Below are 23815 nucleotides of genomic sequence, written 5' to 3'. Positions count from 1 at the left end.
CCAGCCGATCAACTATCCCACCGTGCCCAAGGGCACCGAACGGCTGCGCTTCACACCCTCGCCCAACCACACCGACGCCATGATGGACGACCTCGTCGCCGCCATGGACCGGCTGTGGACCCGCTGCAACGTGGCGCGAATGCCGGCGGTGGCCTGAGCCGGCTGGAAAACGACTCTCCACGAGGCTAGCCTGCCCTCGACAAGGGGGCCGGCATGAGCGAACGACCTGTCCGGCCGCCGCCGGAGACCTGGTTCCACCATCGGGCGTTCGTGGGTCAGCCGCAGCGCTATGACGTGGCGGGGGCGTCGCAGTTCGCCCTGCTGTTCCTGCTCGGGCTGCGCGAACACCATCGGCTGCTGGATTTCGGCTGCGGCTCGCTGAGGCTCGGCCGGCTGGCCATCCCCTATCTGCTGCCGGACCGGTATTTCGGCGTCGAGCCGGAGACGCGGCTGGTCGAGGCCGGGTTCGAGCAGGAGCTGGGCCAGGACGCCCGGACGCTGAAGCGGCCCCGCTTCGACGACAATCGCGACTGGCGGGCCGACGTGTTCGGCGAACAGTTCGACTTCATCATCGCCCAGTCGGTGTTTTCGCATACCGGCGAAGGTCCGGCCGCCCGGGCGCTGGCCGCCTTCGCCGGCGCCCTCGCGCCGGGCGGGCTGATCGTGGCCAACTGGCTGCTGGGGCCCGAGACCGCGGTCGACACGACGGACTGGGTCTATCCGGAATGCGTGGCCTTCTCGCCGGCGCGCATCGCCGCCCTCGCCGTCGGGGCGGGGCTGAGCGTCCGGGCCTGTCCCTGGCCGCACCCGGCGCTCAGATGGTTCGTGATGGCGCGGAGCGAGGCCGATCTGCCGTCGCGCCAGCAGATGGCCGCCCTCCAGGTCGGCATGCCCGCATGGGACTGAAACGGTCGTCGGGGGAGGGGGCATGAGTTCGGACGCGACCGGAGAGGTGATCGTCGAGTTCGTGCGCAACGGCGCCTGGCTGAAATGCTCCGCCGTGCATGTCGCCACCGGCGTCGAGGCCTCGGCGATCGGGCCCGTGGCCGAGCGCGCGGGTCTTGAACGCATCGCCATCGCCAAATTGAAGCGGGCGCTCGCGGCCCGTTGACCTGAAAGACCCCGCGCCAACGCTGCTGACAGCTCCTGACATCGGTGAAAGATATTCAGCTCAGACCAGCCACCCGGAGTTCCGACATGACCCTGACCGCCGCCTGCCACTGCGGATCCACGCGGATCACCCTGCCGGGGCCTCCCGCCGCGGCCAAGACCTGCAACTGCAGCTACTGCCAGCGCACCGGCGCCGTCTGGGGCTATTATGCGCCCGAGGATCTGGCCGTCACCGCGACCGACGACCGCGTCTATTCGGCCAGCGGGGGCACGAACCAGCATCATTTCTGCGGGACCTGCGGCGGCGACACCCACGGCTTCTCGCCGGACTGGGCCTCGAAATACAACAACGACGGCACGCTGAAGCCGGGGGAGGCGGAGGGGGTCCCGGAACGGCAGACGGCGGCCGTGAACCTGAACATGATCGACGGTCTGGACCTGTCGGAGATCCCGGTCACGGCGGTCGACGGGCGGAACAGCTGGTAGACAGGACGGCCTGCGGCACGGCCGGGGCGCCAGATGTTGTGGTCGGCGGAACAGGAGCCTAGATAGGTCGCCTTCCAGACCGCCACTCCTGCATCGGGGACCCGAGTGACCGCCTTCACCCACGCCGACTATTTCTCGAAGAGCCTCGCCGAGGCCGACCCCGACATCTTCGGCGGGATCCAGGGCGAACTGGGCCGGCAGAAGGAGCAGATCGAGCTGATCGCCTCCGAGAACATCGTCTCCAGGGCGGTGCTGGAAGCGCAGGGTTCGGTCCTGACCAACAAATACGCCGAGGGCTATCCGGGGCGGCGCTACTATGGCGGCTGCGAATACGTCGACATCACCGAGAACCTCGCCCGCGAGCGCGCCAAACAGCTGTTCGGCTGCGCCTTCGCCAACGTCCAGCCGCACTCGGGCGCCCAGGCCAACCAGGCGGTGTTCCAGGCCCTGCTGACCCCCGGCGACACCTTCCTCGGCATGGATCTGGCGGCCGGCGGCCACCTGACCCACGGCTCGCCCGCCAACCAGTCCGGCAAATGGTTCCGGCCGGTGACCTACAAGGTGCGCGAGGACGATTGCCTGATCGACTATGATCACGTCGCGGAAATGGCCGAGAAGGAGAAGCCGAAGCTGATCCTCGCCGGGGCCAGCGCCTACAGCCGCCACATCGATTTCAAGCGATTCCGCGAGATCGCCGACAGCGTGGGGGCCTACCTGATGGTCGACATGGCCCACTATGCGGGCCTGATCGCCGGCGGCGTCTATCCCGATCCGCTGCCGCACGCCCATGTCGTGACCACGACGACGCACAAGACCCTGCGCGGCCCGCGCGGCGGCATGGTGCTGTCCAACGACGTCGAGCTGGGCAAGAAGATCAATTCGGCCGTTTTCCCGGGCCTGCAGGGCGGGCCGCTGGAGCATGTCATCGCCGCCAAGGCGGTGGCGTTCGGCGAGGCGCTGAAGCCCGAGTTCAAACTCTATGCAAAGCAGGTCGTGACCAATGCGCAGGCCCTGGCCGCCGTCCTGGTCGAGCGCGGCGCGGCCATCGTCTCGGGGGGCACCGACAGCCATCTGATGCTGGTCGACCTGCGGCCCAAGGGCGTGACCGGCAAGGCCACGGAGGCCGCCCTCGAACACGCCCTGATGACCTGCAACAAGAACGGCGTGCCGTTCGACACCGCGCCGTTCACCGTCACCTCCGGCGTCCGCCTGGGGACCCCGGCCGGCACCACCCGCGGCTTCGGCGTCGGAGAGTTCCAGCAGATCGGCCACTGGATCGCCGACGTGGTGGACTCGATGAAGGGCGCGGACGAGGCCGACGCCGGCGTGTCGCAACGCGTGGCGGGCGAGGTGCGCGAGCTCACGCGCCGCTTCCCGATTTACGGATAACTGTCTGATGAAATGCCCTTTCTGCGGACATCAGGACACCCAGGTGAAGGACAGCCGTCCGTCTGACGACGGCGCCGCCATCCGTCGCCGCCGGTCCTGCCCGCAGTGCAGCGGGCGTTTCACCACCTTCGAACGGGTCCAGCTGCGCGAGCTGATGATCCTCAAGCGCAACGGCCGCCGCACGCCCTTCGACCGCGACAAGCTGGAGCGGTCGCTGAACGTGGCCCTGCGCAAGCGCCCGGTGCAGCCCGAACAGGTCGAGCAGCTGGTCAGCCGCATCACCCGCCAGCTGGAAAGCCTCGGCGAGACCGAGATCCCGTCCTCGACCGTCGGCGACTTCATCATGAAGGCGCTGAAGTCGGTCGATGAAGTCGCCTACGTCCGCTACGCCTCGGTCTACAAGGACTTCCGCCACACGGGCGATTTCGCCCGGTTCCTGGGCGACGAGGGTCTGGACGAAAACTGATGCGCCCCCCGGGCCAGAGGATCCGCGTCACCCTGAAGCTGGCCACATCGCTGGACGGCCGGATCGCCACGGGGGCGGGGGAAAGCCGGTGGATCACCGGCGAGGCCGCGCGGCTGGAAGGCCACCGCCTGCGCGCCGCCCATGACGCCATTCTGGTCGGCGTCGAGACCGTGCTGGCCGACGATCCCGAACTGACAGCCCGCCTGCCCGGACGCCCGGTGGACCAGCCGCTTCGGGTCGTCCTCGACAGCCGCCTGCGCACCCCGCCGACCGCCCGCGTGGCGCAGGGCGACAGCCTGATCCTGACCGTCGCCGAACCCGCGCCGACCGGAACCGCCGTCGTCGAGCGCGTCGAGGCCGACCACGGCCGTCCGTCGGTCGCCGCCAGCCTGTCGGCCCTGAAGCGCCGGGGCGTCTCGTCGGTGCTGATCGAGGGCGGCGGACAGGTGGCGGCCAGCTTTTTGCGGGCCGGGCTTGTGGATCGGCTGGAGTGGTTCCGGGCCCCGATCCTGCTGGGCGGGGAGGGGCGGCCCTGCGTGGCGGCGCTGGCCCTTGCGAAGCTGGCCGACGCCCCGCGTTTCCGGCGCCTTGCGGTCGAGCCTTGCGGTGACGACCTGTGGGAACGCTACGAGAGGCTCTGATGTTCACCGGCATTGTCACGGATATCGGCCGCGTTCGTTCGGTCAGGCAGACCGAGCGCGACCGGCGCTATGAGATCGAGACCCGCTGGGACACGGCCGGCATCGACCTGGGCGCCTCGGTCAGTCACGCGGGCTGCTGCCTGACGGTCACCGAGAAGGGCCCCGGCTGGTTCGCCGTCGAGGTCTCGGGCGAGACCCTGTCGAAGACCAGTCTCGGCGACTGGACCGAAGGCCGCCGGGTCAATCTGGAACGGGCGGCCAGGCTGGGCGACGAGATGGGCGGCCACATGGTCTCGGGCCACGTCGACGGGCTGGGACGCGTCGTCTCGGTCACGCCCGAGGGCGGCTCGCACCGGATCGACATCGAGGCCCCGGCCCCGCTGCACCGCTATATCGCCCCCAAGGGCTCGATCACGGTCGACGGCGTGTCCCTGACGGTCAACGCCGTCGAGGGCCGCACGTTCGGGCTGAACATCATTCCCCACACCCGGGAGGCCACGACGCTGGGCGATCTGAAAGCCGGCGATGCGGTCAATCTGGAGATCGACATGCTGGCGCGATACCTCGCGCGGTGGCAGGAGACGGCGTGATGCAACTGGCCGCGAACATGAACGACAGCCCGATCAGCCCCATCGAGGACATCCTCGAGGACGCCCGCAACGGCAAGCCCTACATCCTCGTCGACGCCGAGGATCGCGAGAACGAGGGCGACATCATCATTCCGGCCCAGTTCGCCACGCCGGACCAGATCAACTTCATGGCCCGCCACGCGCGCGGCCTGATCTGCCTCGCCATCACCGCCGATCGCGCCCGCCAGCTGCGCCTGCCGCCGATGGCCGCCGAGAACCGCGAGAGCATGGGCACCGCCTTCACCGTCTCGATCGAGGCGAAGGAGGGGGTCACCACCGGCATCTCCGCCGCCGACCGCGCCCGCACGGTGCAGGTCGCCGCCGACCCGACCCGGGGGGCCGACGACATCGTCTCGCCCGGCCACGTCTTCCCGCTGGTGGCGCGCGACGGCGGGGTTCTGGTCCGCACCGGCCACACCGAGGCGGCGGTCGACATCAGCCGCATGGCCGGGCTGACGCCTGCCGGGGTCATCTGCGAGATCATGAACGAAGACGGCACCATGGCCCGGATGCCGGACCTGATCGCCTTCGCCCAGCTGCACGGGCTGAAGATCGGCACCATCGCCGACCTGATCGCCTATCGCCGCCGCACCGAGCGGATGGTCGAGCGGGTCATGGATACGCCGTTCGACAGCGTCCACGGCGGACCGTTCCGGCTGATGCTGTATCGCAACGCCATCGAGGGGGTGGAGCACGTCGCCCTGGTCAAGGGCAAGATCGAGCCGGGCACGCCGACCCTCGTCCGCATGCACCAGGTCGATTTCGCCGCCGACCTGCTCGGCCACGTCGAGGCCCGCCAGGACTATGTGCCCCGCGCCCTGCGGGCGATCAGCGAACACAACGGCGCCGGTGTCACGGTGTTTCTGCGCGACCCGGAACTGCATGGCCTGGCCGAACGGCTGGCGGGGGTCGAAAAGCCGACCGCCGTCGACCGCTCGATCCGCAACTATGGCGTCGGCGCGCAGATCCTGCTGGATCTCGGCGTGCGCGACATGATCGTGATGAGCTCGACCCGCCCCAATCCCGCTGCGCTGGAAGGCTACGGCCTGCGCATCGTCGGCTGGCGCGACATGGACGGAGAAGACCAATCGTAAGCGAGCCCATCCGCGTCCTCATCGTCGAGGCGCGCTTCTATGACGATCTGGCCGACGCCCTGCTGGAAGGGGCGAAGGACGCCCTGCGCGCACAGGACGTGGAGTTCGACGTCGTGTCCGTTCCCGGCGCGCTGGAAGTGCCGACGGCGATCGCCCTGGCGGTGGAAGCGGGGCGCTATCCGACCGCGCCGCGCTATGACGGCTTCGTAGCGCTCGGCTGCGTCATCCGTGGCGAGACCTATCATTTCGAGATCGTCTCGGACCAGTCGGCGGCGGGCATCCGCAACCTCGGCCTCAACGGCGTGGTCATCGGCAACGGCATCCTGACGACCGAAGACGAGGACCAGGCCTGGGCCCGGGCCCGTATCAGCGAGGGCGACAAGGGCGGCGGCGCGGCCCGCGCCTGTCTGGACCTCATTGCCTTGCGCAAGCGGCTGCGCGTAGGACTGGGCGCGTGACCGAACCCGCCAGCCTCCAGTCCGTCCTCGCCCAGCTCGCCGAGGCCGAGAAACAGCGCGCAGAGCCGCAGCTGACCAGCCGTCAACGCCGCGCGCGCACCGTCGCGCGCCTCGCCGCCGTCCAGGCCCTGTATCAGATGGAGCTCGCTGGCGAGGGCGTGGAGACCGTGATCGCGGAGTTTTCGAACCACCGCTTCGACGCCGACATCGAGGGCGAACCGCTGGCCGAGGCCGACGAGGACTGGTTCGCCGGGATCGTGCGGGGCGTGGTCAGCGGCCAGCGCGACATCGACGATGCGGTCAGGGCGCGGCTGGCGTCCAACTGGCGGATGGAACGGCTCGACTCCACCCTGCGCGCCCTGCTGCGGGCCGGGGCCTGGGAGCTGCGCGAGCGGCAGGACGTGCCGCGCGAGATCGTGATCGACGAATATGTCGAGCTGGCCAAGGCCTTTTTCGACGACGCAGAGGCCAAATTCGTCAACGCCGCCCTGGACGGGGTGGCGCGAGACGCCCGGCCAAAAGCCTGAGACCGCCGTGCCCGCGGTCGACGTCGCCGGCGAATTCGAGACCATCCGGCGGTTGTTCGCGCCCCTCGCCCATCCGGTGTGGGGCCGCGGCCTGCTGGACGACGTGGCGGTCGTGCCGACACGCGCCGGCCACGATCTGGTCCTGACCAAGGACGCCATCGTCGAGGGCGTGCATTTCCTGCCCTCGGACCCGCTCGATACGGTAGCCCGCAAGCTGATGCGGGTGAACCTGTCGGACCTGGCGGCCAAGGGGGCCGAGCCTTTCGGCTATCTGTTGGCCTGCCACTGGTCGGAGCGCTGCGGCTGGCCCGAGCGGATGATGTTTTGCGACGGCCTGCGGGTCGACCAGAAGGCGTTCGGCGTGGCCCTGCTGGGCGGGGATACGGTGGCGACGCCCGGGCCGGCCAGCTTCTCCATGACCATGATGGGCTGGATTCCGAAGGGGCGAACCATAGGCCGCGCCGGCGCCCGGCCCGGCGATATGGTGTTCGTCACCGGCGCGATCGGCGACGGCTGGCTTGGGCTCGAGGCGGTGCGGGGCAAGCTCTCGCTGGATCCCGAGCGGATCGCAGCCCTGTCGGATCACTATCGCACCCCGACGCCGCGCATCGACTTCGCCGGGCCGGTTCGGGACATGGCCAGCGCCTCCATCGACGTTTCTGACGGGCTGATCGCCGACCTGGGTCACCTGGCCGAGGCTGGCCAGGTGCGGATCGAGATCGACCTGGAGAGCGTGCCCTTGTCGGCGGCGGGCCAGGCCTGGTTCGACGGCCGCGTCGACGAACAGGCGGCGTTGGACAAATTGGTCACGGGCGGCGACGACTATGAGATCGCCTTCACCGCGGCGGCGCGCGACGAGGCCGCCCTGCGCCGCGAGGCCGAACGCCGGCATCTGCGCCTGACCCGGATCGGCCGCGTGGCGGCGGGGCAGGGGGTCGTGGCCCGCTTCGGGGGCCAGCCGGTGACGTTCGACAAGCCGGGCTTCACCCACGGCTGACAACGAAATCTCAAGGCGTCCCGGCCAGTATGAAGCCATGCGCCGTCGTGACCTCATCGCCGCCTCCGCCGCCCTGCCGGTTCTCGCCGCGGGAAACCACGCCCTCGCCGGCGACCGGCCCGCGCCGGGAGGCGCCAGCATCAGCATGCCGGGCGTGGGTCTGCCGGTCATCGCGGGCGGTCGGCTGCGGAACTATGTCTTCGTCTCGCTGCGCCTGCATCTGGGCGGGTCGGCCACGCCCGAATCGATGCGCCCCAAGGAGGCCTATCTGCGCGACGCGCTGGTGCGCGCCGGGCACCGGACGCCCTTCCTGGTGCCGGACGACTGGACCCGGATTGACGAGGCCGCCCTGTCGGCCAGCCTGATGCGTTCCGCCGCCGCGATCGCCGGACGGGGCTCGGTCGTGCGGATCGAGATCGTCAACCAGGCGCCCCGCCGGCGCACCGGCGTCCAGACGGGCTGAACTTCGTTCACCAACGCTGTTGCGTCGGCCCCCGGCATTTGGCACGTTTCCGCCGCAATTCCCCAAGGACGCAACACGCGTCCGGTGCGCACGGGGGGACCGGAAGGCGGACAGAGGCGAATAACGCCCGCCGCGCCAAGGAACCGGGCGCCTGAACACACAGGGTTTGGAAACGCCATGAGTAACTATCTGTGGCTGGTCATCGCCGCAGGCGCGCTGGGAGTGCTTTACGGCCTCGTCCAGACCGCCGCGCTGATGAAGGCCAGCACCGGCAACGACAAGATGCGTGAGATCGCCGCGGCGATCCAGGAAGGGGCCTCGGCCTATCTGCGCCGGCAGTACACCACCATCGCCATGGTCGGCGTCGTGATCCTGATCGCGGCGTATCTGCTGATCGGCCCGTACGCCGCCATCGGCTTCGTCATCGGCGCGGTGCTTTCGGGCCTGGCCGGATTCGCCGGCATGCTGATCTCGGTGCGGGCCAACGTCCGTACGGCGCAGGCCGCGTCGGAGAGCCTCGGCAAGGGTCTGGACCTGGCCTTCCGGTCGGGCGCCATCACCGGCATGTTCGTGGCGGGCGGCGCGCTTCTGGGCGTGGCCGGCTACTACGCCTTCCTGACCGCCGGCGCGGGCTTCGAGTCCACCAGCCGCGAGGTCATCGATGGCCTGGTCGCCCTGGGCTTCGGCGCCTCGCTGATCTCCATCTTCGCCCGTCTGGGCGGCGGCATCTTCACCAAGGGCGCCGACGTGGGCGGCGACATGGTGGGCAAGGTCGAGGCCGGCATCCCCGAGGATGACCCCCGCAACGCCGCGACCATCGCCGACAATGTGGGCGACAACGTCGGCGACTGCGCCGGCATGGCCGCCGATCTGTTCGAGACCTATGCGGTGACCACGGTCGCCACCATGGTGCTGGCGGCGATCTTCTTCCGCGACCAGCCCTATGTCGAAACCATGATGCTGCTGCCGCTGGCCATCTGCGCCATCTGCGTGGTGACCTCGATCATCGGCAGCTTCTTCGTCCGTCTGGGCAAGAGCCAGAACATCATGGGCGCCCTGTACCAGGGTCTGATCGTCACCGGCGTGCTGTCGGTCGGCGCGGTCTGGTGGGTGATCACCCAGCTGGTCACCGGCCCGGTCACGACGACCAGCGGTCTGGTCATCGAGCCGATGAGCCTGTTCTGGTCCGGCCTCGTGGGTCTGGGCGTCACCGCGGCGATCGTGGTGATCACGGAATACTACACCGGCTCCAACTTCCGTCCGGTCCGCTCGGTCGCCAACGCCTCGGTCTCGGGCCACGGCACGAACGTGATCCAGGGGCTGGCCGTTTCGCTGGAATCGACCGCCCTGCCGGCGCTGACGATCATCGTCGGCATCATCGCCAGCTATCAGCTGGCGGGCCTGTTCGGCATCGCCATCGCCACCACGACCATGCTGGGCGTGGCGGGGATGATCGTGGCGCTGGACGCCTTCGGCCCGGTCACCGACAACGCCGGCGGCATCGCCGAAATGGCGGGCCTGCCCTCGGACGTGCGTCATGTGACGGACGCCCTGGACGCCGTCGGCAACACCACCAAGGCGGTGACCAAGGGCTATGCGATCGGTTCGGCCGGCCTCGGCGCCCTGGTGCTGTTCGCGGCCTATACGTCGGACCTGCAGTATTTCTCGGCGAACCCGGACCTCTATCCGTTCTTCGCCAACATGCGCGAGGTCGCCTTCGACCTGACCAACCCCTACGTCGTCGTGGGCCTGCTGTTCGGGGGGCTGCTGCCCTTCCTGTTCGGCGGCATGTCGATGATGGCGGTCGGCCGGGCCGCTGAATCGGTGGTGGAAGAGGTCCGCCGCCAGTTCCGCGAGAACCCGGGCATCATGACCTATGAGGTCAAGCCGGAATACGGCCGGGCCGTCGACATCCTGACCAAGGCGGCGATCCGCGAGATGATCGTGCCGTCGCTGCTGCCGGTGCTGTCGCCGATCGTCCTGTTCGTGGCCATCCTGTTCCTGTCGGACAAGGCGGACGCGTTCGCGGCCCTGGGCGCCATGCTGATGGGCGTGATCGTCACCGGCCTGTTCGTCGCCATCTCGATGACGTCGGGCGGCGGCGCCTGGGACAACGCCAAGAAGGTGATCGAAGAGGGCTTCACCGACAAGAACGGCGTCGTCCACGGCAAGGGCTCCGAGGCCCACAAGGCCGCGGTGACCGGCGACACGGTCGGGGATCCCTACAAGGACACCTCCGGCCCGGCGGTGAACCCGATGATCAAGATCACCAACATCGTCGCCCTGCTTCTGCTGGCGGTGCTGGCGAGCGGCAAGATCGTCTGAAACTGATCGACCCCTCCGGTTCGCCGGAGGGGCCGGCCATCCCCAAAAGAAAGAGGCCCCGGAGATCGCTCTCCGGGGCCTTCTTCGTTCTGGTCGGATCGATGCCTACTCGCGGCGCTGCTGGCCCGGCGTGTCTTCGTCCGTACGAGGCAGCTGGCCGCGGCCGACGTTGCCCAGCAGTTGCTCCAGGATCGTCAGCTGGCGTCCGCGGGTCGGCGTCTCGCGGCCGTTCATGGCGATGACCTGGCCGTCCTCGAGACCGAGGGAGTTCACCGCCGACACCTGGCCGGCGTCGTTGAAGGTGATCTCGGTCACGGACCGCTGGGTCACCTGGGCGCGGTTGTAGGTGTATTTCTCGGTCACCTGGCTGATGTAGTACCAGACGTTGTCGCGCTCGAAGGTGGAGGTCGTCGACGGCGTGCCCAGTTTGGTCAGCACCGTCTGCTTGGTGTCGGTCCCGGCGACGATGTCCGTCGGCTTGGCGTCGATGGCCTGGAAGCCGTTCTGGCCGACCACGGGGGCGCATGCCGCCGTCATGGCTGCGGCCGACAGGGCGGCGATAAGGAGCTTGGAACGGAGCATTTGCGGCGCCTGCGACTTCAACAAGGTCTTTGACCTAACCGGACCCGAGCCTTAGTTCAACGGCGCGGCGGAAAAGGGGCCGCATGATCATGCTTCAGAATCTGTTCCGAACCCGTCCCCGAGAGCGTCTGGGCGAGCCGCTGTATGAACTGGCGGTGCGCCAGGCTCGCGCACCGGACTTCTATACCCGGCTCGGCGTCGCCGACCGTATCGATGCGCGGTTCGAGCTCTACACCCTGCATGTTCTGCTTCTGGTCATGCGCCTGCGCGACGAGGGCGAGCGCGGGACGCAGGCCGGCCAGGACCTGTTCGACACCTACGTTTCGGCTCTCGACCACGCTCTTCGCGAACTGGGTGTCGGCGACATCTCGGTGGGCAAGAAGATGCGCAAACTGGGCGAGGCCCTGTACGGCCGCATGACGGCGTATGAGACGCCGCTGCGGGGGGGCGACGCCGCGGCCTTGTCGGCCGGCCTGGCGCGTAACATCTACGAGAGCGACGAGGCGGCGACGGGCGCCCGGCTCGCCGACTATGCGCTGGCCAGCCGGGCCCGTCTGGCGGCGCAGGATTTCGATGCGGTCGTGGCGGGCCCCGACTGGGCGGAGACAGCGAAATGACGGTTCCGAGCCTTCCCTACAGCGAGCCGGTTCGCCTGCACCAGGTCCCCGGCGGCGTGAAAAAGACGCTGGAACCCGACGCAGCGGCCCGGGCGCGGATCGCAAAGGCGCTGGATCTGGCCTCGCTCGATTCCTTCACGGCCGAGATGAACCTGGCCCCCACCGACGCGGGCTGGCGGCTGTCCGGCCGGGTCCGGGCCAGTCTGGCCCAAACCTGCGGCATCACCCTGGAACCGCTGCCGGTCGAGATCGACGCGCCGTTCTCCGTGTCCCTCGCGGAGGCTGTGGACGAGGATTCCGACGAGATCATCATCACCATGGACGACGAATCGCCGGACCTGATCGAGGACGGCCAGGTCGACCTGGGCCAGTATGCGGTCGAACAGCTGGCCTTGCGGCTCGACCCGTTCCCCCGCAAGCCCGGCGCCGAGTTCGTCCAGCCGCCGGAACCCGCCGAAATCTCGCCCTTCGCGGTGCTTAAGCAACTTCGGCCCGCCGACGAAGGTTGACGCAGCGGCGGCGCGGTTGCATCCCCCCGCTGCGGCGCTATCGTCGCCTTACTGACAAGCGCCGCACCGACGGCGCGACGGAGTCGAAACGGCTTGTCATCCCCGATCCTGATTTCGCTCGACGCCATGGGCGGAGACCACGGTCCATCGGTCGTGGTCGGCGGTGTCCGAGACTACTGCAAACGCCACGGCGGCGAGGGCGTCCGCTTTCTGCTGCATGGCGACGAGACGGCGATCCGGGCCGAGATGGCGAAATGCGCGCTGACCGAGGATGTCTGCGTCGTCCGCCACACCGACAAGATCGTGGCCATGGACGAAAAGCCGGCCCAGGCCATGCGCCGCGGCAAGGGCTCCAGCCTCTGGAACGCCATCGAGGCGGTCAAGTCGGGCGAAGCCGGGGCGGTCGTGTCGGCGGGCAACACCGGCGCCCTGATGGCCATCTCGAAACTGCTGCTGCGGATGTCGGCGCCCGGGCTGGAGCGGCCGGCCATCGTGGCCGGCTGGCCAACGCCGAAAGGCGTCACGGCCGTGCTCGACGTCGGCGCCAATGTCGAGAGCGACGCGGCCCAGCTGGTCGAATTCGCCATCATGGGCGAGGCCTTCATGACCGCCGTTCACAGCATCGCCAGACCGACCATCGGCATTCTGAACGTCGGCTCCGAGGACATGAAGGGCCACGAGGAGGTGCGCGAGGCGGCGCGTCTGCTGCGTGAGGGCGGCTTCGGACTGGATTATTTCGGCTTCGTCGAGGGCACGGACATCGCCAAGGGCACGGTGGACGTGGTCGTGACCGACGGCTTCACCGGCAATATCGCGCTCAAGACGGCCGAAGGCGTGGCCAAATTCATCGCCGGGCTGATGAAGGAGGCCCTGACCTCCAGCCTTCTGTCGAAGCTGGGCGCGCTGCTGGCCATGCCGGCGCTGAAGCGCATGAGCCAGAAAATCGACCCGAACGCCAACAACGGCGGGCCTCTGCTGGGCCTGAACGGCATTGTGGTGAAAAGCCACGGCGGGGCGACGCCGGGCGGCTTCGGCGCCGCCATCCGGGTGGCCGTCGAACTGGGCCGCAGCGACTATCTGATCAAGGTCAGCGAGAGCTTCAATCGCCTGACCGCCGTGCTCGAACAGCCGCTCGCCGCTCCGGCGGAACCGGCCATGGAGACTCCCCAGTGAGCGTCATTCGCAGCGCCGTGACCGGCGTCGGCTCCTTTCTGCCGGAACAGGTCGTCACCAACGCCGATCTGGCGAAGACCGTCGACACCTCCGATGAATGGATCGTCGAGCGGACGGGCATCCGTCAGCGCCACAAGGCCCGCGACGACCAGCCGACCAGCGATCTGGCGGTCGAGGCGGCGAAAAAGGCCCTGATCGACGCCGGTCGGACGGCCGGCGAGGTCGATATGATCATCGTCGCCACGACCACGCCCGACATGACCTTTCCGTCGGTCGCCTCGATCGTGCAGCGCAAGCTGGGCGCGCCTACCTGCATCGCCTTCGACGTCCAGGCTGTGTGTTCGGGCTTCATCTACGCCCTGAGCGTCGCAGACGGCTTCGTCGCCCGGGGCATGGCGAAATGCGCGCTGGTCATCGGCGCCGAAGAGATGACCCGGCTGATGGACTGGAGCGACCGATCGACCTGCGTCCTGTTCGGCGACGGGGCCGGCGCGGTCGTCGTCGAACCGCGCGAAGGGCAGGGGACCAAGGCCGATCAGGGGCTGCTGGGCTTCGCCCTGCGGTGCGACGGGACCAAGACCGACCTCCTCTACGTCGATGGCGGCCCGGCCACGACCGGCACGGTCGGCCATCTGCGCATGGCGGGCAACCAGGTGTTCCGGCACGCCGTGGTCAATATCGCCGAGGCCATCACCGCCGCCTGCGCCGCCTCGGACATCGAGGTCGCAGATGTCGACTGGTTCGTCCCGCACCAGGCCAACCAGCGCATCATCAAGGGCGTCGGCGACCGGCTGGGGCTTGACGAGCACAAGGTGATCTCGACCGTGGCCATGCACGCCAACACCTCGGCGGCCTCGATCCCGCTGGCCCTCGACGCCGCCATCCGGGACGGACGCATCAAGCGTGGCGATCTGGTTCTGCTGGAGGCCATGGGCGGCGGTCTGACATGGGGCGCCTGCGCCTTTCGTTTGTAAGGCGTATTTCCGGCTTTCCATTTGACGACGCTTGCCCTTTTATGTCGGCGACCGACCTTTGGAGGGGAGCGGACCTTGGCCGAACACCAGACCCTGACACGCGCGGACCTGTGTGAAGCGGTGCATGAGGAGGTCGGACTGTCCCGACAGGAATGCTCGTCGCTGGTCGAGCGCACGCTGGAGCTGATCATCGAGTCGCTCGAGCGCGGCGAAACCGTGAAGCTGTCGGGCTTCGGCGTCTTCCAGGTGCGCGAGAAGCGCGCCCGCATGGGCCGCAATCCCAAGACGGGCCAGCCTGCGGCGATCCATCCGCGCCGGGTCATCAGCTTCCGGGCCTCGCAGATCATGAAGGGCCGGGTTCACGACGCAGTCGTGCCCGCCTGACGCCCGTGGCCAAGAGCCCCAACGCCTTCCGGACCATTTCAGAAGCCTCTGACGAGGTTGGCGCGCCGCAGCATGTGCTGCGCTTCTGGGAGACCAAATTCCCGTTCCTGACGCCGCTGAAGCGGGCCGGGGGGCGGCGCTTCTACCGACCGCAGGACATCGTCGTGCTGAAGGCCGTCAAACGGCTGCTGCATGAGGAAGGCCTCACCATCAAAGGCGTGCAGCGGCTGCACAAGGAGCAGGGGCTGAAGCGCCTGGCCCACTATGGCGACCCGGAGGGGACGGTGACGTTCGAGCCGGAGGGGGCCGCGCCCGCGGCGGTTTCCGCCCCGAACGCCGGCGGTCCGTCGTCCATCCGCCTGCGTCAGGTGCTGGCCGAACTGGAAGGCGCACGGGCCCGGCTGGAAGCCGTCCTGTCGAGAAGCGCCTGAGGGCTGCTTTTTCGGTTTGCGACGCCGCGAACCCCGTCTATAGGGAGCGCCTCTCGGAGCGTGGCGCAGCCTGGTAGCGCACTTGACTGGGGGTCAAGGGGTCGCAGGTTCGAATCCTGTCGCTCCGACCATTTTCCTTGCGAAAATCGGTTGGTTGAAGGGGTCGTCTCAGGACGGCCCCTTCGCAATTCGGCCGCTATTTCTTCCCGGCGCCGCCCTCGGCCCAGCGGAACAGCGGATACAGCGGCACGCCCCAGCCGATCCCGGCGACGGCGTAGACCAGCAGGTCGATCAGGGGCGACGCGGGCAGCAGGCCGCGGATGGCGATCGCGCCCCAGATCCAGACGGCGAGGAAGACGAGGACGCCCAGCATGGCGACGAAGCGGCGCGTCCGCGGACCCATGGTCAGCGCTTGCTCCGGAACAGGAAAAATCCCCCCAGGGCCAGGGCCGAGGCGGCCAGCGACCAGACGACCCAGTCCCACTCGTCCATCGTGCCGATGGCGAAGACGCGGATGGCCAGGAACCAGCCGGCGATGGCGGCGACGCCCGAGACCAGCGAGGTTGCGAACAGGCCGCGGCGGCCGGTGAACAGGTCGGCCAGCCAGGCCAGGGCGAAAGCCCCCAGAACGGCGATGGCGATGTCGGCGTACTGCAACGGCCTCTCCTGACTTGCGGCGATGCGACGCCGAAAAGCGACTCGATCTCGCCGCACCGGGCGGGCATACCGCTCAGTCCGGCGTCGGACCAGTGACGCGCCGGCACTGTAACGGTCGGGACGGCGGGCGTCGAATGAAGCGTTTCATCGGGAGCGATCAGAGCCGGGCCGTCGCCGTCTGGCTGTTCGCCTGCGCCGTGCTGGTGTTCGCCATGGTGGTGGTCGGAGGCGTGACGCGGCTGACCGGGTCAGGCCTGTCGATCACCGAGTGGAAGCCGATCATGGGGGCCTTGCCGCCTATGAACGCGGCGGACTGGAACGCCGCCTTCGAGAAATACCGCGCCATTCCGCAATACGCCCAGGTCAACGCCGGCATGAGCATGGGCGAGTTCCAGGGCATCTTCTGGTGGGAGTGGGCGCACCGCCTGCTGGGCCGGCTGATCGGCGCGGTCTTCTTCCTGCCGTTCGTCGTGTTTCTGATCCTGCGCAAGCTGCCGCGGCGGCTGACCGTGCGTTGCGCCGTGCTGTTGGCGCTGGGCGGGCTGCAGGGCTTCATCGGCTGGTGGATGGTGTCCAGCGGTCTTTCCGAGCGGGTCGATGTCGCGCCCGAGCGATTGGCGACCCATCTGGGTCTGGCCCTGCTGATCTTCATGGGGCTGATCTGGACGGGGCTGGAGGCCTGGAACGGCGAATCGCATGCGCGGTCGCCCCAGGGATGGAGCCGGGGCTCCGCCGTCCTGCTTGGGGCCGTCTTCGTGCAATGCCTGCTGGGCGGGCTTGTGGCGGGAGCGAAGGCCGGCTTCGTCTATACCGACTGGCCGATGATGAACGGCGCCGTCCTCGCGCCGGTGGACTGGGGCAAGGGAGCGTTGGCCTTCCTGCACGACCAGGCGCTGGTGCAGTTCAATCACCGGATCTGGGCCTACGCCCTGCTGATCGGCGGCACGGTCTATGCGGTGCAGGCCTGGCGCTGGCGGCTGGCCGAGGGGCTGGGCGTCTCTGCCTTTGCGGTTGCGGCTGTCCTGTGGCTGCAGGCGCTGCTGGGGATCGTCACCCTGATCCACGCCGTGCCGTTGTGGCTGGGGGCCCTGCATCAGGCCGGGGCGGTGCTGGCGCTGACGGCGACGACGGTGAACCTGTGGCTGGTGCGGCGCTCGCAGGCGCGGCTGTTTACGTCCGGACCGAGGTCCAGGGGCCTCTGATCGCGAAGGTGACCCCGGGGTACTGGATGTTGACGAACAGGACCTGGCCATCCGGCGAGAACACGGCCCCGGCGAACTCGGAGTTGCCGGTGAAGACGTTGCGGGCGATCGTGTAGAGCTTTCCGTCCGGCGTCACGCCCTTCACATGATTGCGGATGTCGGCGGAATAGTTGTCCTCACAGACGACCAGATGACCCCAGGGCGCGACGCACAGATTGTCGCCCATGTTGAGGGTCTTTTCGTCGGTGCTTTCGACGAACAGCTGGAGCCGGCCGGGACGGCGCGTCTCGCCGCGTTCGCCCTCGTCGCGGGACGGGACGTAGCGCAGGATCTGGCCGCGCTTGATGGGGCCGCCCGAGGTGGCGGTCAGATAGAGTTCGCCGTCGCCCCAGAAAACGCCTTCCCCGCGCGCCACCGTGGTCGCGCCGGCGGCGTGGCCGCGCCGGCGCAGGTCTCCCGCGGGGCTTTCGACGTCTTCCATGTCGATCCAGACCACTTCGCGCCAGTCGCCGACGGACCAGATGCGGGTCTCGTTGTTCGAGGAATCCGAGCCGCGGGCGTCGCGGAAAGCCATGGCCTGAAGCCGGCCGCCCTCGATCAGCTTGCCGGGTGTCGTGGGGATGAAGCGGTAGAACAGGCCGTCGGCCTTGTCCTCGGTCAGATAGACGATGCCGGTGCGGGGATCGACGCAGACCGCCTCATGCTCGAAACGGCCCATGGCCTTGAGCGGGACGGGGGCGACCAGACCGGTGGCGGCGGCGGGCACCTCGAAGACATAGCCGTGCTCCCGGACGACATCGGCGTCAGCAGGCGCAGCCTCGGTCTCCTCGCAGGTCAGCCAGCTGCCCCATGGGGTCTGGCCGCCGCAGCAGTTGGTGCTGGTGCCCGAGAGCGAGAGGAACTGGCGCACCGTGCGCCGGGTCTCGAGGTCATAGATGAGGGTCGTCGTACCGCCGGGCAGGGGGCGGCCGTCCTTGTAGGTGTCATAGCCCCGGGCGGGATCCAGCAGGCCGAGGCGCTCCTGATGGAAGCCGCCGGGCCCGAGGTTCCGGTGCAGGCCGCCGGAGCTGCCCAGTTCATGGTTGCGGACGAGGGCGACGCGCGGGCCGTCCAGCGGGAAACAGCCCATGCCGTCGAACTGGCCCGACACGAACAAGCCGTCGTCCATGGTGTCGCCCGCCTGGGAGATGACTTGGTAGGAAAAGCCCTCGGGCAGGTCGAGCAGGCGGTTCGGATCGCGGATCAGCGGGCCGTAACCGGCGACCTGGTTGACGTAGGTCTCCCCGCCGGCCTGGGCCTGAACATTGCGGGCCAGGCCGGTGAAGGCGAAGGCGGCGGCCGAGCCGGCGATCAGATCACGACGATGGGGGCGCATGGACACTCCGGGTTGATGGCGACGCTTATGGCGGGGCCGGGCGTCGCGGTCATCATGGTTCTGTGACGGCGGACGAGTGGAGCGTTGGCCGTCTCCTCCCTGTTCGCGAAGCGAATGGGGAGGGGACAGGAAGCTCCGAGCGCCCAGGCGCTCACTCCTTCAACGCCCGCCCCGCCACCACGGCCTTCGCGCCGAATTTCGCCCGCAGGGCGTCGATGGCGGTTTCGGTCTTCAGGGCCCGGGTCTCGGGCGTCTCGAACAGGGCGGGGACGTCGACGGCGTCGACGACCTCGCCCATGCCGATTCCGATCAGGCGGTAGGGGCGGCCCAGTTCGGGAGCCATCAGGGCGCGGCCGGCGGCGAACAGGGCGCGGGCCGTCTGGACGGGTTCGGGCAAGGAGATGCGGCGGGTGACGATCCTGAAGTCCGTTCGGCGCAGTTTCAGCACCAGCACCCGGCTGGCCACGCCGTCGCGACGGGCCTTGGACGCCAGTTTCTCGCACAGGGGCCAGAGTTCGCCTTCGAGGTCCTCGGCCGAGGTCAGGTCCTCGTTGAAGGTGGTTTCGGCGCTCATGCCCTTGCGGTCGTGCGTTGGATTGACGAGCCGGGCGTCGCGGCCGTGGGCGAGGTCGTGCAGGCGCAGGCCGGTCTCGCCATAGCGTTTGACGAGATCGCGCACATCGGCGGCGGCGAGATCGCCGACGGTGGCGAAGCCGTCGCTGTTCAGGGTCCTGGCGAAGACCGGGCCGACGCCGGGCAGGATGCGGATGGGGCGGGGGGCCAGGACATCCTTCGCCTCGGAACCCAGAACCGAAAACCCGCGCGGCTTGTCGAGCTCAGACGCCACCTTGGCGAGGAAGCGGTTGGGGGCGAGGCCGATCGAGACGGTCAGGCCGGTGTCCTGCTCAATCTGTTTCTGCAGGCGAATCAGCTGCCAGGCGGGCGGGCCGCCGTTCAGCCGCTCGGTGCCGGCCAGGCCGATCCAGGCCTCGTCGAGCGACAGGGTCTGGACCAGGGGCGTGAGCTTGCCGACCGCGCCGAAGATGGCCTCGCTGGCGGCGACATATTTGCGGAAGTCCGGCTTGATGACGACGGCTTCGGGGCAGGCCTTCAGCGCCTTGAACATGGGCATGGCCGAATGGACCCCGTACTGGCGGGCGACGTAGCAGCAGGTCGAGACCACGCCGCGCTTGCCGCCGCCGACGATCACAGGCCGGTCGCGCAGTTCGGGCCGGTCGCGCTTCTCCACCGAGGCGTAGAAGGCGTCGCAGTCCAGATGGGCGATGGTCAGCCGGTCCAGCTCGTCATGGCAGACCACGCGGCGCGAATCGCAGGCCTCGCACCGGTCGACCTTGCGGTCGCCGGTCCACAGGCAGTCGCGGCAGATGGCGCGGATCGGCACGGTCGGGGCCCCGGAAAGTCGCTTCACCCCAACTTAAGACCCGTGAGGTCACAGTGCACGAAGAAGGCGACAAGCCTCCGTGCAGCCGCACTCCATGAGGCGACAGGCCAGGTGATGATGTCCAAGAAAGTCCTCATCGTCGAGGATAACGAGCTGAACATGAAGCTCTTTCATGATCTGCTCGATTCCCAGGGCTACGAGACCCTGCAGACCCGCGAGGGTCTCCAGGCCCTGGCCCTGGCGCGCCTGCACAAGCCCGACCTGATCCTGATGGACATCCAGCTGCCGGAAATCAGCGGCCTGGAAGTCACCAAATGGCTCAAGGACGACGAGGAGCTGAGCCACATTCCCGTCGTCGCCGTCACCGCCTTCGCCATGAAGGGCGACGAGGAGCGCATCCGCCAGGGCGGGTGCGAGGCCTACATCTCCAAGCCGATCTCGGTGATGCACTTCCTCGACGTGGTTCGGAAACATCTGGGGTAGGGACCGATGACGGCGCGCATTCTCGTTGTTGACGACGTCGAGCCGAACGTCCGCCTGCTCGAGGCGAAGCTGACGATCGAATACTATGAGGTGCTGACCGCCTGCGACGGCGCGACGGCGCTGCAGATTGCGTCGGACGAGCGGCCCGACATCATCCTGCTGGACGTCATGATGCCCGGCATGGACGGGTTCGAGACCTGCCGGCGGCTGAAGGCCGACCCGGTGACCCGCCACATCCCCGTGGTGCTGGTGACGGCGCTGGACGGGCGCGAGGACAAGATCAAGGGGCTGGAGGCCGGGGCCGACGACTTCGTCACCAAGCCGATCGACGACGTGGTCCTGTTCGCCCGGGTGAAGTCGCTGGTCCGGCTGAAGTCGGTGATCGACGAACTGCGCGAGCGCGAGGAGAGCGGCCGCCGGATCGGCGTCGACACCGACGGCGCGGGGCGTCTGCGCGGATCGGGCGGACGGGTGCTGATCGTCGACGACAATCCGCGTCAGGCCGCCAAGATGGTCGAACATCTGGCCGGCGAGCACCGGCCGACGGTGGAATCCGATCCGGCGGCCGCGCTGATCGCGGCGCGCGGACCCGTCGATCTGATGATCGTCAACGTCTCCAGTTCCGAGTTCGACGGCCTGCGCTTCGTGGCCCAGGTGCGGTCGACCGAGGCCTCGCGCCGGCTGCCGATCCTGGCGGTCATCGACCAGGCCGACCGGCCGCGCCTGCTGAAGGCGCTGGAGCTGGGGGTCAACGACATCCTGCCCCGGCCCGTGGACGCCGAAGAGCTGGAGGCGCGGACGCGGACCCAGATCAAGCGCAAACGCTACGCCGACTTCCTCAAGGAAAAGCTGGACTACAGCCTGGAAATGGCGGTCACAGACGCCCTGACCGGGCTGCACAACCGCCGCTATATGGCCGGGCAGTTGCAGGGGCTGATGGCCCGCGCGGGGCAGGGAGGCGATCCGGTGGCCCTGTTGATGATGGATCTCGACCATTTCAAGCTGGTCAACGACGGCTTCGGCCACGACGCCGGCGACGAGGTGCTGCGCGAGTTCGCGGTGCGGCTGGCGACGAACGTGCGGGCCATCGACCTGCCGTGCCGGCTGGGCGGGGAAGAGTTCGTCGTGGTGATGCCCGGGGCCAGCATGGAAGACGCCGTGCGCGTCGCCGACCGCATCCGGCGCGACGTGGCGGCCCAGCCCTTCCCGATCATGGGCGGGACCGAGGGGCTGACGATCACCGTCTCGGTGGGCGTGGCGGCGAGCACGGGCGCGGGCGACACGCCGGATGCCCTGCTCAAGCGGGCCGACGAAGGGGTCTATGAGGCCAAGGCCCACGGCCGGAACCAGGTCATCGCGCGGGCGGCCTGACGGGGGCTACCGACTCATCCAGGGCTTGGACTTGCCTGTGGCGATGCGCGCAGCCTGTTCGCGCTGGAAACGGCCGCCCCGGGGCGGCTTCTCTCTCGCATTGATCGCCGCCTGCTTCAGGCGGAGCGCCCGCTGGACGGGGCTCTCGTCGGGCGTTTCGGGAGCGGGCGGGGCGTCGGTCGGATCAGTCATCCACGGATCCTAGCACGGCAAAGAAAAACGCCCGGCGTTTCCACCGGGCGTTCTCAAATCCAGCAGGGCGTGGCCCTTACTTGATCTTGCCTTCCTTGAACTCGACGTGCTTGCGCACGACGGGATCGTATTTCTTGACGACCATTTTCTCGGTCATGGTCCGGGCGTTCTTCTTGGTGACGTAGAAGAAGCCGGTGTCGGCCGAGGAGTTCAGGCGGATCTTGATGGAAGCCGGTTTGGCCATCGGGAATTACCTCTGCGACGGCGAAAGCCGCTAAAATAAGAGGCGCGGAACATACTCAGGCGCGACCGGAAGTCAACGACGACTTGCGGCCTTCCACGCGCCGAGGGGCCGGACGGTGGCGCAGGCGGGCGAGCCGTCCTTGCCGCGGCCGGGCAGATGGACCTCCAGAATCGCGCCGGGGGTCAGCAGGACCGCCGGAATGTCGTGGATGTCGATCTTGGCGCGGCGGTTCCAGATGCTGGCGTGGTCGCCGGCCGACGTGCCGATGCGGATGTAGACGAAACGGCGGGTCGGACCCTCGCGGCGCACGAACGGGCCGGTCATGCGGCCGTCGGGCTGCAAGGTGATCGGCGCCTCGAACGAGATGGGGCCGCCGCCGGCTGTGAGCGGCCCGAACGGCATGTCGTCCTTCTGGAGGCTGTAGCGCACCCCGGGGACCGGATCGTCGATGGTGAGGCGAAGCGTCACGGTTTCGGCCATATCGACAGGTTAGGCGAGGCGGACCGGTCGTGCCAAGCTGATCAAATGAAACAGATCGCCGTCATCGCCGCCGCCCTCGTTTTGTCCGCCTGCGCCACGGCGCCGGCCCCGGTTTCGCCGCAGGACGCCTTCTTCGCCCGGCTGACGGCCCTGTGCGGCCAGAGGTTCGAGGGGCGGGTCGTGACCACGGACGCCGCCGACGCCGACTTCGTCCGGTCGAGGCTGCTGATGCATGTGCGGGACTGTTCGGCGAACGAGGTTCGGATTCCCTTTTGGGTCGGCGAGAACCGGTCGCGGACCTGGGTGATCACCCGGACGGCCTCGGGCGTGCGCCTCAAGCACGATCACCGGCACGAGGACGGGACCGAGGACGAACTGAGCCAGTACGGCGGCGACACCACGGATGCGGGGACGGCGACGCGGCAGGAGTTTCCGGCGGATCAGTTCTCGAAGGACCTGTTCACCCGCCGCAACGCCACGGTGTCGAACGCCAATGTCTGGGCCGTCGAGGTCCGGCCTGCGGAAATCTTCGCCTATGAGCTGCGCCGGCCGAACCGGCACTTCCGCGTCGAGTTCGACCTGACGCGGCCCGTCGCGGACTAGCCGGCCGCCATCACGCCGCAGACCACGCGGTCGCCCGCTCCGCCGATGGGCTGGCTGGTCTGGTCGTCCATGCCGGCGTGGATGACGAGCGCCGAGCCGTCGGCGTCCCACAGCCACTGGCCGGGGCCGTTCCGGGCGATGCGGGCGCGGGTGGTGAAGACCTCGGCGTTCACGCGGCCGCGAGCGTCGGCGAAGACGTTGGGCAGGTCGCCGTCGTCGGGTCCCCCGGCATTGAGCAGGCCGTGCGGCGCCTTGGGGTCTCCATGGTTGATGTGGCCGCCGGCCGACGTGAAGGGGGCGGCGCACTGGCCCGTCGCGTGGATATGGACGCCGTGCCAGCCCGGGGTCAGCCCCTCGGCCTCGATCCGGATCAGCAGACCGGTCGCGCCCTGCGTCAGGATGGCCCGGCCGACGCGGGCGCCGGCGGAATCGACCAGCGTCGCCTCGCCGAAATCGCCGATGGCGGCCCGTTCGGGGCTGTCGGTATGGTGCGTGGCGGTCACGCTGACGCAGGCCCCCAGGGCGGTCATCAGGGGCAGGGCGGCGAGGGC

The 23815-nt window shown here is 68.7% G+C and carries 32 protein-coding genes, 1 tRNA gene and 1 pseudogene; 25 read left to right on the top strand and 9 right to left on the bottom strand.

The genetic code is table 11. The annotated features are described in order from the left end of the window. The 14 genes and pseudogenes from VN378_RS12240 to VN378_RS12175 all read left to right on the top strand — a co-directional run. A pseudogene (locus VN378_RS12240) lies at positions 1-157 on the top strand (5-aminolevulinate synthase); the annotation flags it as partial. Positions 158-213: 56 nt separating this feature from the next. Continuing rightward, complete coding sequence (locus VN378_RS12235) at positions 214-906, top strand: class I SAM-dependent methyltransferase (RefSeq protein WP_325743854.1); 693 nt, start codon at positions 214-216, stop codon at positions 904-906. A 22-nt stretch (positions 907-928) separates the two neighbouring features. Further along, positions 929-1111 carry a DUF6898 family protein gene (locus tag VN378_RS12230; protein ID WP_325743853.1) on the top strand — a complete coding sequence of 61 codons (183 nt, stop codon included), beginning with the start codon at positions 929-931 and terminating at the stop codon, positions 1109-1111. An 86-nt stretch (positions 1112-1197) separates the two neighbouring features. Next, the gene (locus VN378_RS12225; RefSeq protein ID WP_325743852.1) at positions 1198-1596 is read left to right on the top strand and encodes an aldehyde-activating protein; all 399 of its coding nucleotides are present in this window, start codon (positions 1198-1200) and stop codon (positions 1594-1596) included. A 105-nt stretch (positions 1597-1701) separates the two neighbouring features. Continuing rightward, positions 1702-2985, top strand: a complete 1284-nt coding sequence (gene glyA, locus VN378_RS12220; RefSeq protein WP_325743851.1) for a serine hydroxymethyltransferase — start codon at positions 1702-1704, stop codon at positions 2983-2985. 7 nt (positions 2986-2992) lie between these two features. Further along, complete coding sequence (nrdR, locus tag VN378_RS12215; RefSeq protein WP_325743850.1) at positions 2993-3451, top strand: transcriptional regulator NrdR; 459 nt, start codon at positions 2993-2995, stop codon at positions 3449-3451. Further along, positions 3451-4092, top strand: coding sequence for a RibD family protein (locus tag VN378_RS12210; RefSeq protein ID WP_325743849.1), 642 nt, complete (start codon positions 3451-3453; stop codon positions 4090-4092). The genes nrdR and VN378_RS12210 overlap by 1 nt, the downstream gene beginning before the upstream one ends. Then, positions 4092-4682: a riboflavin synthase gene (locus VN378_RS12205; RefSeq protein ID WP_325743848.1), complete on the top strand. Its 591-nt coding sequence runs from the start codon at positions 4092-4094 to the stop codon at positions 4680-4682. Before VN378_RS12210 ends, VN378_RS12205 begins: the two co-directional genes overlap by 1 nt. Further along, entirely contained in the window at positions 4682-5815 is a 1134-nt protein-coding gene (gene ribB, locus VN378_RS12200; protein ID WP_325743847.1) for a 3,4-dihydroxy-2-butanone-4-phosphate synthase, read from the top strand. Before VN378_RS12205 ends, ribB begins: the two co-directional genes overlap by 1 nt. Then, positions 5809-6273 carry a 6,7-dimethyl-8-ribityllumazine synthase gene (gene ribH / locus VN378_RS12195; RefSeq protein ID WP_325743856.1) on the top strand — a complete coding sequence of 155 codons (465 nt, stop codon included), beginning with the start codon at positions 5809-5811 and terminating at the stop codon, positions 6271-6273. Before ribB ends, ribH begins: the two co-directional genes overlap by 7 nt. Then, positions 6270-6800: a transcription antitermination factor NusB gene (gene nusB, locus VN378_RS12190; RefSeq protein WP_325743846.1), complete on the top strand. Its 531-nt coding sequence runs from the start codon at positions 6270-6272 to the stop codon at positions 6798-6800. The genes ribH and nusB overlap by 4 nt, the downstream gene beginning before the upstream one ends. Before the next feature lie 7 nt (positions 6801-6807). Beyond that, positions 6808-7797: a thiamine-phosphate kinase gene (gene thiL, locus VN378_RS12185; RefSeq protein ID WP_325743845.1), complete on the top strand. Its 990-nt coding sequence runs from the start codon at positions 6808-6810 to the stop codon at positions 7795-7797. A 37-nt stretch (positions 7798-7834) separates the two neighbouring features. Next, positions 7835-8260 carry a hypothetical protein gene (locus VN378_RS12180; RefSeq protein WP_325743844.1) on the top strand — a complete coding sequence of 142 codons (426 nt, stop codon included), beginning with the start codon at positions 7835-7837 and terminating at the stop codon, positions 8258-8260. Positions 8261-8437: 177 nt separating this feature from the next. Continuing rightward, positions 8438-10585 (top strand): sodium-translocating pyrophosphatase, encoded by a 2148-nt coding sequence (locus VN378_RS12175; protein ID WP_325743843.1) that lies wholly within the window; start codon positions 8438-8440, stop codon positions 10583-10585. 105 nt (positions 10586-10690) lie between these two features. Here the strand turns inward: VN378_RS12175 and VN378_RS12170 are convergent, their stop codons facing one another. Further along, on the bottom strand, positions 10691-11167 hold the full coding sequence (locus VN378_RS12170; protein WP_325743842.1) for an outer membrane protein assembly factor BamE: 477 nt from the start codon (positions 11165-11167) through the stop codon (positions 10691-10693). A gap of 83 nt (positions 11168-11250) precedes the next feature. Between VN378_RS12170 and VN378_RS12165 the strand changes: the two genes are divergently transcribed. The 7 genes from VN378_RS12165 to VN378_RS12135 all read left to right on the top strand — a co-directional run bounded on the left by VN378_RS12165 (position 11251) and on the right by VN378_RS12135 (position 15386). Then, positions 11251-11784 (top strand): ubiquinol-cytochrome C chaperone family protein, encoded by a 534-nt coding sequence (locus tag VN378_RS12165; RefSeq protein ID WP_325743841.1) that lies wholly within the window; start codon positions 11251-11253, stop codon positions 11782-11784. Continuing rightward, positions 11781-12293: a DUF177 domain-containing protein gene (locus tag VN378_RS12160; RefSeq protein ID WP_325743840.1), complete on the top strand. Its 513-nt coding sequence runs from the start codon at positions 11781-11783 to the stop codon at positions 12291-12293. Before VN378_RS12165 ends, VN378_RS12160 begins: the two co-directional genes overlap by 4 nt. Before the next feature lie 126 nt (positions 12294-12419). Continuing rightward, entirely contained in the window at positions 12420-13466 is a 1047-nt protein-coding gene (plsX, locus tag VN378_RS12155) for a phosphate acyltransferase PlsX (protein ID WP_414642245.1), read from the top strand. Beyond that, positions 13463-14440, top strand: a complete 978-nt coding sequence (locus tag VN378_RS12150; protein WP_325743838.1) for a beta-ketoacyl-ACP synthase III — start codon at positions 13463-13465, stop codon at positions 14438-14440. Before plsX ends, VN378_RS12150 begins: the two co-directional genes overlap by 4 nt. Before the next feature lie 75 nt (positions 14441-14515). Continuing rightward, entirely contained in the window at positions 14516-14824 is a 309-nt protein-coding gene (locus tag VN378_RS12145) for an integration host factor subunit alpha (RefSeq protein WP_056614459.1), read from the top strand. A 5-nt stretch (positions 14825-14829) separates the two neighbouring features. Then, positions 14830-15255, top strand: coding sequence for a MerR family transcriptional regulator (locus VN378_RS12140; protein ID WP_325743837.1), 426 nt, complete (start codon positions 14830-14832; stop codon positions 15253-15255). 54 nt (positions 15256-15309) lie between these two features. Beyond that, a tRNA-Pro gene (locus tag VN378_RS12135) sits at positions 15310-15386 on the top strand. A 65-nt stretch (positions 15387-15451) separates the two neighbouring features. On the opposite strand, the gene VN378_RS12130 is transcribed toward VN378_RS12135, so the two are convergent. Both VN378_RS12130 and VN378_RS12125 read right to left on the bottom strand, forming a co-directional pair. Further along, positions 15452-15658, bottom strand: a complete 207-nt coding sequence (locus tag VN378_RS12130) for a DUF2842 domain-containing protein (protein ID WP_325743836.1) — start codon at positions 15656-15658, stop codon at positions 15452-15454. Between the two features lie 2 nt (positions 15659-15660). Then, a complete protein-coding gene (locus VN378_RS12125) occupies positions 15661-15912 on the bottom strand; it encodes a transglycosylase (protein WP_325743835.1) in 252 nt (83 codons plus the stop codon). 134 nt (positions 15913-16046) lie between these two features. On the opposite strand from VN378_RS12125, the gene VN378_RS12120 reads away from it, so the two are divergent. Beyond that, positions 16047-17114, top strand: a complete 1068-nt coding sequence (locus tag VN378_RS12120; protein ID WP_325743834.1) for a COX15/CtaA family protein — start codon at positions 16047-16049, stop codon at positions 17112-17114. Here the strand turns inward: VN378_RS12120 and VN378_RS12115 are convergent. Both VN378_RS12115 and VN378_RS12110 read right to left on the bottom strand, forming a co-directional pair. Beyond that, positions 17083-18489, bottom strand: a complete 1407-nt coding sequence (locus VN378_RS12115) for an alkaline phosphatase PhoX (protein WP_325743833.1) — start codon at positions 18487-18489, stop codon at positions 17083-17085. The two genes, VN378_RS12120 and VN378_RS12115, sit on opposite strands and share 32 nt — an antisense overlap. 151 nt (positions 18490-18640) lie before the next feature. Continuing rightward, a complete protein-coding gene (locus VN378_RS12110) occupies positions 18641-19891 on the bottom strand; it encodes a DNA polymerase IV (protein ID WP_325743855.1) in 1251 nt (416 codons plus the stop codon). Between the two features lie 117 nt (positions 19892-20008). Between VN378_RS12110 and VN378_RS12105 the strand changes: the two genes are divergently transcribed. Then, positions 20009-20374: a response regulator gene (locus VN378_RS12105; RefSeq protein ID WP_055830736.1), complete on the top strand. Its 366-nt coding sequence runs from the start codon at positions 20009-20011 to the stop codon at positions 20372-20374. A gap of 6 nt (positions 20375-20380) precedes the next feature. Next, entirely contained in the window at positions 20381-21745 is a 1365-nt protein-coding gene (locus tag VN378_RS12100; RefSeq protein ID WP_325743832.1) for a PleD family two-component system response regulator, read from the top strand. 6 nt (positions 21746-21751) lie between these two features. Here the strand turns inward: VN378_RS12100 and VN378_RS12095 are convergent, their stop codons facing one another. The 3 genes from VN378_RS12095 to VN378_RS12085 all read right to left on the bottom strand — a co-directional run bounded on the left by VN378_RS12095 (position 21752) and on the right by VN378_RS12085 (position 22661). Beyond that, entirely contained in the window at positions 21752-21937 is a 186-nt protein-coding gene (locus VN378_RS12095) for a hypothetical protein (RefSeq protein ID WP_325743831.1), read from the bottom strand. Between the two features lie 76 nt (positions 21938-22013). After that, on the bottom strand, positions 22014-22181 hold the full coding sequence (gene rpmG / locus VN378_RS12090) for a 50S ribosomal protein L33 (protein ID WP_055830646.1): 168 nt from the start codon (positions 22179-22181) through the stop codon (positions 22014-22016). Between the two features lie 72 nt (positions 22182-22253). After that, the gene (locus VN378_RS12085) at positions 22254-22661 is read right to left on the bottom strand and encodes a DUF5990 family protein (RefSeq protein WP_325743830.1); all 408 of its coding nucleotides are present in this window, start codon (positions 22659-22661) and stop codon (positions 22254-22256) included. Positions 22662-22706: 45 nt separating this feature from the next. Here VN378_RS12085 and VN378_RS12080 point away from each other — a divergent pair, with 45 nt between their 5' ends. Further along, positions 22707-23264: a hypothetical protein gene (locus VN378_RS12080; protein WP_325743829.1), complete on the top strand. Its 558-nt coding sequence runs from the start codon at positions 22707-22709 to the stop codon at positions 23262-23264. Here VN378_RS12080 and VN378_RS12075 read toward each other — a convergent pair. Beyond that, positions 23261-23815 (bottom strand): superoxide dismutase family protein (locus VN378_RS12075; RefSeq protein WP_325743828.1); only part of this gene is annotated, 555 nt, incomplete at its 5' end. The two genes, VN378_RS12080 and VN378_RS12075, sit on opposite strands and share 4 nt — an antisense overlap.

The organism is Brevundimonas sp. (assembly GCF_035561115.1).
Lineage (GTDB): Bacteria > Pseudomonadota > Alphaproteobacteria > Caulobacterales > Caulobacteraceae > Brevundimonas.
This window is presented reverse-complemented; position numbering and strand designations above follow the sequence as displayed.